This window comes from Paenibacillus sp. OK076, assembly GCF_900110055.1.
Classification (GTDB): Bacteria; Bacillota; Bacilli; order Paenibacillales; family Paenibacillaceae; genus Paenibacillus.
The window spans coordinates 23,973-36,031 of sequence record NZ_FOCH01000010.1 but is presented as its reverse complement, the minus strand read 5'-3'; the positions used below and the strand labels follow the sequence as shown (position 1 = coordinate 36,031).

Annotated in this window: 7 protein-coding genes; all 7 read right to left on the bottom strand. The window is 46.6% G+C overall.

Annotation, left to right across the window (positions count from 1 at the left end; translation table 11 throughout):
• Positions 1–31 precede the first annotated feature (31 nt).
• The 7 genes from fusA to BMY78_RS31325 all read right to left on the bottom strand — a co-directional run bounded on the left by fusA (position 32) and on the right by BMY78_RS31325 (position 12,040).
• The gene (gene fusA / locus BMY78_RS31355; protein WP_090905285.1) at positions 32–2,110 is read right to left on the bottom strand and encodes an elongation factor G; all 2,079 of its coding nucleotides are present in this window, start codon (positions 2,108–2,110) and stop codon (positions 32–34) included.
• A 47-nt stretch (positions 2,111–2,157) separates the two neighbouring features.
• Positions 2,158–2,628: a 30S ribosomal protein S7 gene (gene rpsG / locus BMY78_RS31350; RefSeq protein ID WP_007432586.1), complete on the bottom strand. Its 471-nt coding sequence runs from the start codon at positions 2,626–2,628 to the stop codon at positions 2,158–2,160.
• 88 nt (positions 2,629–2,716) lie between these two features.
• Positions 2,717–3,139, bottom strand: a complete 423-nt coding sequence (gene rpsL / locus BMY78_RS31345; RefSeq protein WP_056697677.1) for a 30S ribosomal protein S12 — start codon at positions 3,137–3,139, stop codon at positions 2,717–2,719.
• Positions 3,140–3,292: 153 nt separating this feature from the next.
• Complete coding sequence (locus tag BMY78_RS31340; protein ID WP_076292165.1) at positions 3,293–3,541, bottom strand: ribosomal L7Ae/L30e/S12e/Gadd45 family protein; 249 nt, start codon at positions 3,539–3,541, stop codon at positions 3,293–3,295.
• Between the two features lie 216 nt (positions 3,542–3,757).
• On the bottom strand, positions 3,758–7,372 hold the full coding sequence (rpoC, locus tag BMY78_RS31335) for a DNA-directed RNA polymerase subunit beta' (protein WP_076292164.1): 3,615 nt from the start codon (positions 7,370–7,372) through the stop codon (positions 3,758–3,760).
• Positions 7,373–7,484: 112 nt separating this feature from the next.
• Positions 7,485–11,030 (bottom strand): DNA-directed RNA polymerase subunit beta, encoded by a 3,546-nt coding sequence (gene rpoB, locus BMY78_RS31330; RefSeq protein WP_090905283.1) that lies wholly within the window; start codon positions 11,028–11,030, stop codon positions 7,485–7,487.
• Positions 11,031–11,422: 392 nt separating this feature from the next.
• Positions 11,423–12,040: a class I SAM-dependent methyltransferase gene (locus tag BMY78_RS31325; RefSeq protein ID WP_090905281.1), complete on the bottom strand. Its 618-nt coding sequence runs from the start codon at positions 12,038–12,040 to the stop codon at positions 11,423–11,425.
• Between the last annotated feature and the right edge of the window lie 19 nt (positions 12,041–12,059).

The following is a 12,059-nucleotide window of genomic DNA, read 5'->3' as shown; positions in this document are numbered from 1 at the left end:
CTCTTATGCACTTTCATTCAATGAGAGAAAACTACTCGGTTCCTTTTGTTTTGGCAACAATCTCTTCAGCGATGCTCTTAGGAACTTCTTCATAGTGAGAAAGCTCCATGGAGAATACGCCGCGTCCTTGAGTACCGGAACGAAGAGTTGTAGAGTATCCGAACATTTCAGACAAAGGTACTTTAGCACGGATGATTTGGGCTCCACTACGGGAATCCATACCTTCGATGCGGCCACGACGGGAGTTAAGCATACCCATAACGTCACCCATGTACTCTTCTGGAACGGTTACTTCTACTTTCATGATTGGCTCAAGCAGAACTGGACTACATTTGTCTTTCGCAGCTTTCAGCGCCATTGATCCGGCAATTTTAAATGCCATCTCGTTGGAATCGACATCATGGTAAGATCCGTCTACGATTGTAGCCTTAACGTCAACAAGCGGGAAGCCTGCGATAACGCCGTTTTTCATTTGCTCTTCGATACCTGCAAGAGCTGGTTGAATGTATTCTCTTGGAACGGAACCACCGACAACCTTACTTTCGAACTGGCTGCCTGTACCCGGCTCGAGAGGTTCGAACTCAACCCATACGTGACCGTATTGACCACGACCACCGGATTGACGAACGAATTTACCTTCAACGCGCGCTGGTGCACGGAATGTTTCACGGTAAGCTACTTGTGGTTTACCCACAGTAGTTTCAACCTTGAACTCACGACGCATACGGTCAATGATGATATCAAGGTGAAGCTCACCCATACCTGCCAAGATTGTTTGGCCTGTTTCTTCGTCAGTATGAGCACGAAGAGTAGGATCCTCTTCAGTCAACTTACCGAGAGCAACACCCATTTTATCTTGGTCAGCTTTGGTTTTAGGTTCAACGGCGATTTCGATAACCGGATCAGGGAAGTTCATTGACTCCAGGATAACCGGATTTTTCTCATCACACAGTGTATCACCTGTACCCGTATCTTTCAAACCTACGGCAGCTGCAATGTCACCGGAGTAAACTTCAGTGATCTCTTGACGGCTGTTCGCATGCATTTGAAGGATACGACCGATACGCTCACGTTTATTTTTAGTGGCGTTCAATACGTAAGAACCGGATTGAAGAACACCGGAATATACGCGGAAGAATGTCAATTTACCAACGTAAGGGTCAGTCATGATTTTGAAGGCCAATGCAGAGAATGGCTCTTCATCGGAAGACTTGCGAATAGCTTCAGTTCCATCTTCGAGGTGACCAGTGATAGCTGGTACATCAGTTGGAGCTGGCAAGTAGTCGATAACAGCATCCAACATCAGTTGAACACCTTTGTTACGATATGAGGAACCACAGATAACAGGGAAGATCTTAACATCTACAACACCTTTACGGAGAGCGCCTTTGATCTCTTCAATAGTGATCTCTTCGCCTTCCAGGTATTTCATTGTCAATTCTTCATCCAGTTCTGCGACACGCTCGATCAATTCGTTACGGAGTTCTTCAACTTGCTCTTTGAATTCCGCAGGAATTTCGGTTTCCTCGATATTTTGACCAAGGTCATCTTTGTACATATGAGCCTTTTGTTCAACGATATCGATAATACCGATGAAATCATTTTCAGCACCGATTGGAAGTTGAATCGCAACAGCGTTCGCTTGAAGGCGATCACGCATGTCAGATACAACGTTCAGGAAGTCAGCACCGATGATATCCATTTTGTTTACGTAAGCGATACGAGGTACGCCGTACTTGTCAGCCTGTCTCCATACGGTTTCGGACTGAGGCTCAACGCCTTCTTTCGCACTGAATACACCAACTGCTCCGTCCAATACACGAAGGGAACGTTCAACTTCAACAGTGAAGTCAACGTGTCCCGGGGTATCAATGATATTAACGCGGTGGCCCTTCCAAGCAGCGGTAGTCGCAGCGGAAGTAATCGTAATTCCACGCTCCTGTTCCTGTTCCATCCAGTCCATTGTCGCAGCGCCTTCGTGAACTTCACCGATTTTGTGCGTACGGCCTGTGTAGAACAAGATCCGCTCAGTTGTAGTGGTTTTACCCGCGTCAATATGAGCCATGATCCCGATATTACGTGTATTTTTCAAGGAGAACTCTCTTGCCATGAATTGGGTCTCCCTTCAAAATTGAAGTTATTATTGTGAACTGAATCCTACCAACGGTAGTGAGCAAACGCTTTGTTTGCTTCAGCCATTTTGTGCGTGTCTTCACGTTTCTTAACGGAAGCGCCTGTGTTGTTGGAAGCGTCGATGATCTCAGCCGCCAAACGCTCTTCCATTGTTTTCTCACCGCGGTTGCGGGAGTAGTTCACGAGCCAACGTAATCCCAAAGAAGTACGTCTCTCTGGTTTTACCTCGATTGGTACTTGGTAGTTGGCACCGCCGACACGGCGAGCTTTAACTTCCAGGACTGGCATGATATTCTTGATTGCTGCTTCAAATACTTCCATCGGGTCATTACCCGTACGTTCTTGAATCAACTTGAACGCATTATACAGAATGCTTTGAGCAACACCGCGTTTTCCGTCGAGCATGATGCGGTTGATCAAACGAGTAACCAACTTGGAGTTGTATACCGGATCTGGCAACACGTCTCTTTTCGTAACTGGACCTTTGCGTGGCATGGATATCCCCCTTTCTTTCTTGTTGAGCCAATCCAACATTTTCAGATATTAATCCAAAAGGTAAATAGGATGGCTACTTATTAATGTTTTAGGCTTTTTTAGCTTTTGGACGTTTAGCACCGTATTTCGAACGAGCTTGCATACGGTTGTTTACGCCTGCAGTATCAAGAGCTCCACGAACGATGTGATAACGAACCCCTGCAAGGTCTTTAACTTTACCTCCGCGGATCAACACAACGCTGTGCTCTTGAAGGTTATGTCCGATTCCCGGGATATAAGCAGTTACCTCGAGACGGTTCGTCAAACGAACACGGGCATACTTACGAAGTGCAGAGTTTGGTTTACGTGGAGTCATTGTACCTACACGAGTGCAGACACCACGTTTTTGTGGGGCACTGATGTTAGTAGATTCACGTTTCAAAGCGTTGAACCCTTTTTGCAAAGCTGGCGATTTGGACTTGTCAACTTTAGCTTGACGTCCTTTACGAACCAGTTGGTTAATAGTTGGCATGTGATTGCCACCCCCTTCCTCAATTGTTCATGTTTCTTTATAAACCTCTTTACGCTAAGTCCACAGACCCAGGCGGTTCATAAAAAGACAAATGAAAAGTTTTTGCCTTGGAGAATCCCTAAAAGTTCTCGGACAAAAACGTTCCTTACTCTATCATTTTGCGACAGCAGCCATTGCTGCTCCCACTCCAATCCCGCAAGCTTTGCCGAGATTTTTCATTGTGTCCACTTTCGTGTACTTCACATTGTGTTGTTCACACAAGGCAATGATTTTGGAAGTGAGCTGCGGATCACTATCTTCAGCCACATAGACTTCAGCAGCCATTCCTGACTGGACCATCCGCATGGTCTGTTTGGTACCAATTTTGACATGAGCATCTTGCAGACCTTTTTCATTAGACATTGTTCATTCCTCCGAATAGGACCATATACAATCAGCTGCCCACGCACCTTTGATATATTAGCATCTAGCGCAAGCAATGTCAATGCTAATCCTAAAACATTTTCTTGCAAGTTTTGCTATACCGGGAAACGTCCGTCCGTATAAAACAGTCGTCCGCCCCCTGGCATACAAAACCTTAACTTATCCTATTAATTAGAATAAAGTTAGCAAATCAATTTAATCAACCGAAACTGGCTCAAGTTCTTCTACTGAAGATTGGCCATCTTCTGGTTCAGCAAATTTGATGCTGCGGTAACGGTTCATGCCCGTACCTGCAGGAATCAATTTACCGATGATTACATTTTCCTTCAGACCGAGCAACTGATCGACTTTACCTTTGATCGCTGCATCTGTCAGGACACGTGTAGTCTCTTGGAACGATGCCGCTGAGAGGAATGAGTCTGTTTCCAGGGATGCTTTCGTAATACCGAGCAGGATTGGTTTCGCAACCGCTGGCTCTTTATCACTCAGAATCGCTGTTTTGTTAGCTCTTTCGTACTCATGCGTATCCACGAATGATCCTGGCAACAGCGTAGTGTCCCCTGCATCGACGATACGGATTTTACGCAACATTTGACGGATCATAACTTCAACGTGTTTGTCATTGATTTCTACGCCTTGGTTACGGTATACGCGCTGTACTTCCTGCAAAATGTAGTTCTGTACGCCACGTACGCCTTTAATGCGCAGCATTTCTTTTGGATCGATAGAACCATCTGTCAACTCGTCACCAGCTTCAATTTCCATGCCTTCGCTTACGCGCACACGGGAACCGTAGGTAACAGAGTAAACTTTGGATTCTGCTTCACCTTGAATTTCGATTTCACGACGATCTTTCGCTTCGCGAATCTCTTTGACAACACCATCAATCTCACTGATTGTTGCTTGACCCTTAGGATTACGAGCCTCAAACAATTCCTGGATACGCGGCAAACCTTGCGTAATATCGTCTCCGGCTACACCACCGGTGTGGAATGTACGCATTGTCAACTGTGTTCCTGGCTCACCAATGGATTGTGCTGCGATAATACCAACTGCTTCACCGATTTCCACGTGTTTACCAGTCGCCAAGTTGCGACCATAACACTTCTTGCAAACACCGTGACGAGCACGGCAGCTGAGTACGGAACGGATTTGCAATTTAGTTACGCCAGCTTTGATGATTGCTTCTGCTTTATCGGAGTCAATCAGCTCATTGCGGTGTGCAATAACTTCTTTTGTTTCCGGATGACGAACAGTTTCGAAGCAGTATCTGCCTTCAATACGGTCATAGAGATCCTCGATAACCTCTTTACCATCCTGAATACGACTTACCGTAAAGCCTTTATCTGTACCACAATCATCTTCACGCACGATCACGTCTTGTGCAACGTCTACGAGACGACGAGTCAGGTAACCTGAGTCGGCTGTACGCAGGGCTGTATCCGCGAGACCTTTACGCGCACCGTGAGTGGAAATAAAGTACTCGAGTACTGTCAGACCTTCACGGAAGTTCGATTTGATTGGGAGTTCGATAATTCGACCAGATGGGTTGGCCATCAGACCACGCATACCGCCCAATTGGGTAATTTGCGATTTGTTACCCCGCGCTTTGGAGTCAACCATCATCATGATGGAGTTATAACGATCCATCGATTTCATCAGAATCTCGGTGATATCATCTTTCGATTTCGACCAGATATCAATGATGCGGTCATAGCGCTCTTCGTTCGTAATCAGACCACGACGGTACTGGTTCGTAACGATTTGTGCTTTTTCTTCCGACTGTCTAAGAATTTCGGTTTTCTCTTCCGGAACGATAACATCCGATACCGCAACCGTAATACCGGCACGAGTGGAGTATGTGAATCCGAGTTGTTTGATTTTATCCAAAATAACGGCTGTTTCCGTTGTATGATAAATTTCAAAGCAACGTGCGATGATCGAACCGAGATATTCTTTACCGACACCACCAGCCAAAGGAGCGTTCATAATCGCTTCTCTAAGGTCAGCACCCTTCTCATATACAAATGAATGCTCAGCGGTACCTTGGTAAAGGTTCGCACGAGTTGCATCATTGATGTAAGGGAAGCTTGCCGGGAAGATTTCATTAAAGATGATTTTGCCGACAGTAGTCAGCAACATTGCATCTTGTTGTTCGTCGGTGAAGCTTGTTTTGCCAAGTGCTCTAACCGGGATCGCTACACGAGCATGCAAACCTGCAGTACCACGTTGGTACGCGGATACAGCTTCGTTTACTGTGCGCAAAATCATACCTGTTCCTTTTTCTTCCTTGTTGTCCATGGTCAGGTAGTAAGAACCAAGGACCATATCCTGGGAAGGAGTAACAACCGGTTTACCGTCTTTCGGGTTCAAAATGTTACCTGATGCAAGCATCAGGATACGTGCTTCTGCTTGAGCTTCAGCAGACAACGGAACGTGCACGGCCATTTGGTCACCGTCAAAGTCGGCATTGTATGCCGTACATACGAGCGGGTGAAGACGGATTGCTTTACCTTCAACGAGAATCGGTTCAAATGCTTGAATACCGAGTCTGTGAAGTGTTGGGGCACGGTTCAGCAGAACCGGGTGCTCCTTAATTACTTCTTCAAGAACATCCCATACTTCAGGACTTACACGCTCAACTTTACGTTTAGCGCTCTTGATGTTGTGGGCAAGGCCTTTATTTACAAGCTCTTTCATAACAAAAGGCTTGAACAGTTCAAGTGCCATATCTTTAGGCAGACCGCACTGATACATTTTCAGGTAAGGTCCGACTACGATAACGGAACGACCGGAATAGTCAACCCGTTTACCGAGCAAGTTCTGACGGAAACGTCCTTGTTTACCTTTCAGCATGTGGCTGAGGGATTTCAAAGGACGGTTACCAGGACCCGTTACAGGGCGTCCACGACGGCCATTGTCGATCAATGCGTCAACAGCTTCCTGCAGCATCCGTTTTTCATTTTGCACGATAATGTCTGGCGCGCCCAGGTCAAGCAAACGTTTCAGACGGTTGTTCCGGTTGATTACACGGCGATACAGGTCATTCAGGTCAGACGTTGCAAAACGTCCACCATCCAGCTGTACCATAGGACGAAGTTCTGGCGGGATAACAGGAAGTACATCCATGATCATCCACTCAGGTTTATTACCCGAGTTGCGGAATGCTTCGATAACTTCCAAACGTTTAATCGCACGGTTACGACGTTGTCCTTGTGCAGTGCGGAGCTCTTCCTTCAGGAATTCGAGCTCTTTATCCACATCAAGGTCTTGAAGCAGTTTTTTAACGGCTTCTGCACCCATGCCAGCTTGGAATCCATATCCGTATTTCTCACGGTAGCTGCGGTATTCTTTCTCGGACAACAGCTGTTTTTTCTCCAGTGGAGTTTCTCCTGGATCAGTTACTACATATGATGCAAAATAAATAATCTCCTCAAGAGATCTTGGAGACATATCCAAAGCGAGACCCATGCGGCTCGGAATACCTTTGAAGTACCAGATGTGCGATACCGGAGCAGCGAGCTCAATATGGCCCATCCGTTCGCGGCGTACTTTCGCACGTGTCACTTCAACGCCACAACGATCACAGACAACGCCTTTATAACGGACGCGTTTGTATTTACCGCAATGACATTCCCAGTCTTTTGTAGGGCCAAAAATCTTTTCGCAGAACAGCCCTTCTTTTTCCGGTTTCAACGTACGATAGTTGATCGTTTCCGGTTTTTTCACTTCTCCGCGGGACCAAGAACGAATTTTTTCTGGGGAAGCAAGCCCGATCTTCATGTATTCGAAATTGTTGACGTCCAACAAGGAGCAACCCTCCTTAACCAAGTCCTGTATTCTAGGTTACGCCCCCTCCGGCCGAAGCCGGAGCAAGACGCGAGCCTGATGAAAAACGCCGGTCATCATGCGCCCGAAGCGGTTACTCCGCTCCGACCTCTGTACCCTCAAGGTTGAGGCTGAGCTTATCGCTCGCAGCGTCATCTTCATCGTCCATTTCTTTCATTTCAATCTCTTGCTCATCTTCGCTCAAAATCTTAACGTCCATACCCAAGCTTTGCAGCTCTTTGATCAATACTTTGAATGATTCAGGAACACCTGGTTCCGGAACATTCTCGCCTTTGACGATGGACTCATACGTTTTCACCCGACCTACAACATCATCGGACTTAACAGTCAAGATTTCTTGCAGTGTATAGGCCGCACCATAAGCCTCAAGCGCCCATACTTCCATCTCCCCGAAACGTTGTCCACCGAACTGGGCTTTACCACCCAGAGGCTGTTGCGTAACGAGTGAGTAAGGACCTGTGGAACGAGCATGGATTTTATCGTCAACCATGTGCGCCAGCTTGATCATATGCATGACGCCGACAGTAACTTCACGTTCGAACTCTTCTCCCGTACGTCCGTCGTACAGAACGGTTTTACCATTACGCTGCATACCTGCTTCTTCCATCGTATCGAAGACGTCATACTCCTTCGCTCCGTCGAATACAGGAGTAGCTACGTGAATACCGAGCTGCATGGCTGCCATACCCAAGTGAACTTCAAGTACTTGACCGATGTTCATCCGGGAAGGTACGCCCAGCGGGTTAAGAACGATTTGAACTGGTGTACCGTCCGGCAGGAAAGGCATATCTTCTTCCGGCAGGATACGAGCCACGACCCCTTTGTTACCGTGACGTCCGGCCATTTTATCACCCTCGGAAATTTTCCGTTTTTGAGCGATATAGACACGAACGAGTTGGTTAACACCTGGAGGCAGTTCATCACCGTTTTCACGGGTAAAGACTTTTACATCAACTACGATACCGTCAGTACCGTGAGGTACACGCAGGGAAGTATCACGTACTTCACGCGCTTTCTCACCGAAGATCGCATGCAGGAGACGTTCTTCAGCAGTCAGTTCCGTTACACCTTTTGGTGTTACTTTACCAACCAGAATGTCACCGGCACTGATTTCAGCACCGATACGGATAATACCGCGCTCATCCAGATTACGCAGCGCTTCTTCCCCAACGTTCGGGATATCACGTGTGATCTCTTCAGGTCCGAGTTTAGTATCACGTGCTTCAGACTCATATTCCTCGATATGAATGGATGTATACACATCTTCTTTAACGAGTTTTTCACTGAGCAAGATCGCATCCTCGTAGTTGTAACCTTCCCAAGTCATGAAGGCAACTACGACGTTACGTCCCAGAGCCAATTCACCCATTTCCGTCGAAGGACCGTCTGCAAGGATGTCGCCAGCTTTGACAACAGCACCTCTTTTGACAATCGGACGTTGGTTAATGCATGTTCCTTGGTTCGAACGCATAAATTTGTGTAATTTATATTTAACGATATCGCCTTTAACTTCTTGACCATCGACTTCTTCAACACGACGCAACCAAATCTCATTCGCAGAAGAACGTTCAATAATCCCGTCATATTTGGAGACAATACATACACCGGAATCTTTTGCGGCTTTGTGTTCCATACCTGTTCCGACCAGCGGAGCTTTAGGAATCAAGAGTGGAACGGCTTGCCGCTGCATGTTCGATCCCATGAGTGCACGGTTGGAGTCATCGTTCTCAAGGAACGGAATGAGCGCCGTAGCGACAGATACTACCTGCTTAGGAGATACGTCCATGTAGTCAACACGTTCACTCGGCATCGTAAGGATGTTATCCGACTGCTTGTTGTAACGTACAATGATCGCTTCTTCGGCAAAAGTGCTGTCTTCATTCAGCTTCGCATTCGCTTGCGCGATGACATAGTTGTCCTCTTCGTCTGCTGTCAGGTAATCGATTTGCTCGGTTACGACACCAGTCTTCGGATCTACCCAGCGATAAGGAGCTTCAATGAATCCATATTCGTTCACACGGGCAAATGTCGACAGGGAGTTGATCAAACCAATGTTTGGTCCCTCTGGTGTCTCGATTGGACACATCCGGCCATAGTGGGATGGATGCACGTCACGGACTTCCATGCCGGCACGCTCACGTGTCAAACCACCCGGTCCGAGTGCGGACAGACGGCGTTTATGCGTCAACTCACCCAGTGGGTTCGTTTGATCCATAAACTGTGACAATTGGGAGCTACCGAAGAACTCTTTAATGGATGCGATAACAGGACGTATGTTAATCAATGCCTGAGGCGTGATTACGTTAGCATCCTGAATGGACATTCTCTCACGAACTACACGTTCCATACGGGATAAACCGATACGGAATTGGTTTTGCAAGAGTTCACCAACCGAGCGGAGACGACGGTTACCCAGGTGATCGATATCATCTGTGCTTCCGATGCCGTGCAAAAGGTTAATGAAGTAGCTGATGGAGGAAATGATATCAGCCGGTGTAACGTTCTTCACTGATTTATCAATGTTAGCATTGGCAATCAGTTTAACGACCTTACCATCCTCAATCGGTGAAAATACATCAATCGTTTGCATCGGGATATCATTGGCATCCAAAACGCCGTTGCCCACGTGATATGTGCGGAAACCAACGCTTTTCTCCAGCTGCGGCATGATTTCATCCAACAAACGGCGGTCAATCATTTGACCTGCTTCAGCGATAATTTCGCCAGTTTCGGTATCCACAAGAGACTCAGCCAAACGTTGGTTGAACAAACGGTTCTTGATGTGAAGCTTTTTGTTGATTTTGTAACGACCCACATTAGCCAGGTCATAACGTTTTGGATCAAAGAAACGGGCTACGAGCAAGCTTTTCGCATTATCCAGCGTTGGTGGCTCGCCCGGACGAAGACGCTCATAAATTTCAATCAGCGCTTTCTCCGTGGAATCCGTATTGTCTTTGTCCAGCGTATTGCGGATATATTCGTCATTACCGAGCAGATCCAGAATCTCAGCGTCTGTGCCAAAACCAAGTGCACGCAGGAGAACCGTCACCGGTATTTTACGTGTGCGGTCGATCCGGACGTAAACAACATCCTTCGCGTCCATCTCCAGTTCGAGCCAAGCGCCGCGGTTAGGAATAACTGTAGCGGTATACGTTTTTTTGGCGTTTTTATCTACTTTGGTACTGAAGTAAACGCTAGGAGAGCGAACCAACTGGCTGACAATAACCCGTTCCGCACCATTAATAATAAATGTGCCGGTGTCGGTCATCAGCGGGAAATCTCCCATGAATACTTCCTGCTCTTTGACTTCGCCGGTTTCCTTATTAATGAGCCGGACTTTGACCCGAAGCGGTGCTGCATAAGTAACGTCACGCTCTTTCGCGTCATCTACTGTATACTTCGGTTCACCGAGACTGTAATCGATAAATTCCAAAATCAAGTTGCCTGTAAAATCCTGGATCGGCGAGATATCCTGGAACATTTCGCGCAACCCTTCCTCCAAAAACCAATCGTAAGATTTTTGTTGGATCTCAATCAGGTTCGGAACTTCGAGTATCTCGTTAATTCGTGCATAACTGCGCCGAGTGCGTCGACCATATTGAACAAGATGTCCTGCCAACTTAAACTCACCCCTCAATGTCTACTCACTTTAAAAATTTCGTTGCGAACCTCTGTTTGTAACCTTATAATGGTACACATACAGAGCAAAGCAATGCATCCACAAATAAAGAAAAGCCCTTACTCGAATGTCGTTCGAAAAAAGAGCAACTTTGATCGGCGGATGTCTTTCCAAATCATACATATCCCCAGTTTGCCCAAAATGTACATATTATACGCCAAACGTAGGCATAATAAGCCCGTTCGGCGTAAAAAAGGTTGACATTTTTAGTTAGCTAAAGCCAAGTAGGGCATCTTAATACTGACATTTTACAATAATACCACGACCTGAATTTCAAGTCAATAGTCCTATTGCAAAAAAAATACCACCCTGCTTACTTTACAAATCTGAATTTAGTTTAAAGGCGCCTCTTCCAATTTTACCGCTTTGAAAATTCGGTAACCTTTATCCTTCGTTACTTCCTCCACTCGTCCAAAGAGAGATTCCAGCTTCGCTTTCGCCGAAGGCGCTCCCTGCTTTTTCTGAATGACAATCCATAACGCTCCGCCCAACTTCAAATGACGATATGCCTGTTCAAAGATCGCATGCACGGTTTCCTTACCGGCACGGATCGGAGGATTGGTCAGAACTGCGTCAAAGTCTTCCTTTTTAACCTCAGCCAGAAGGTTGCTTTGCATAACCGTTACATTCGTTATACCGTTCGCTTTTGCATTTTCCCTGGAAAGCTCAACCGCTCTCTCATTGATATCGATCATGGTGACATGTCCATCCGGTACAAGTTTAGCTGCTGTAAGACCAATGGGTCCATACCCGCAGCCCACATCCAGTACATGAGCTCCAGCAGGCAACTCTATAGCATCAATCAACACTCTGCTGCCGTAATCGATTCCGTTTTTGGAAAATACCCCTGCATCCGTAACGAGTCGTAATTTCCATCCGCGTAGCTCCGCTTCTGTAGCCCGTCTGTCATGTGCCACCTGCGGTTTGTCCGAATAATAATGATTGGACATGTCCTCACTCACTTTCCAT

Excerpts from the sequence above, each read along its gene's own strand:
- fusA (WP_090905285.1), bottom strand. The coding sequence starts at position 2,110 with ATGGCAAGAGAGTTCTCCTTGAAAAATACACGTAATATCGGGATCATG.
- rpsG (WP_007432586.1), bottom strand. The coding sequence starts at position 2,628 with ATGCCACGCAAAGGTCCAGTTACGAAAAGAGACGTGTTGCCAGATCCG.
- rpsL (WP_056697677.1), bottom strand. The coding sequence starts at position 3,139 with ATGCCAACTATTAACCAACTGGTTCGTAAAGGACGTCAAGCTAAAGTT.
- BMY78_RS31340 (WP_076292165.1), bottom strand. The coding sequence starts at position 3,541 with ATGTCTAATGAAAAAGGTCTGCAAGATGCTCATGTCAAAATTGGTACC.
- BMY78_RS31325 (WP_090905281.1), bottom strand. The coding sequence starts at position 12,040 with ATGTCCAATCATTATTATTCGGACAAACCGCAGGTGGCACATGACAGA.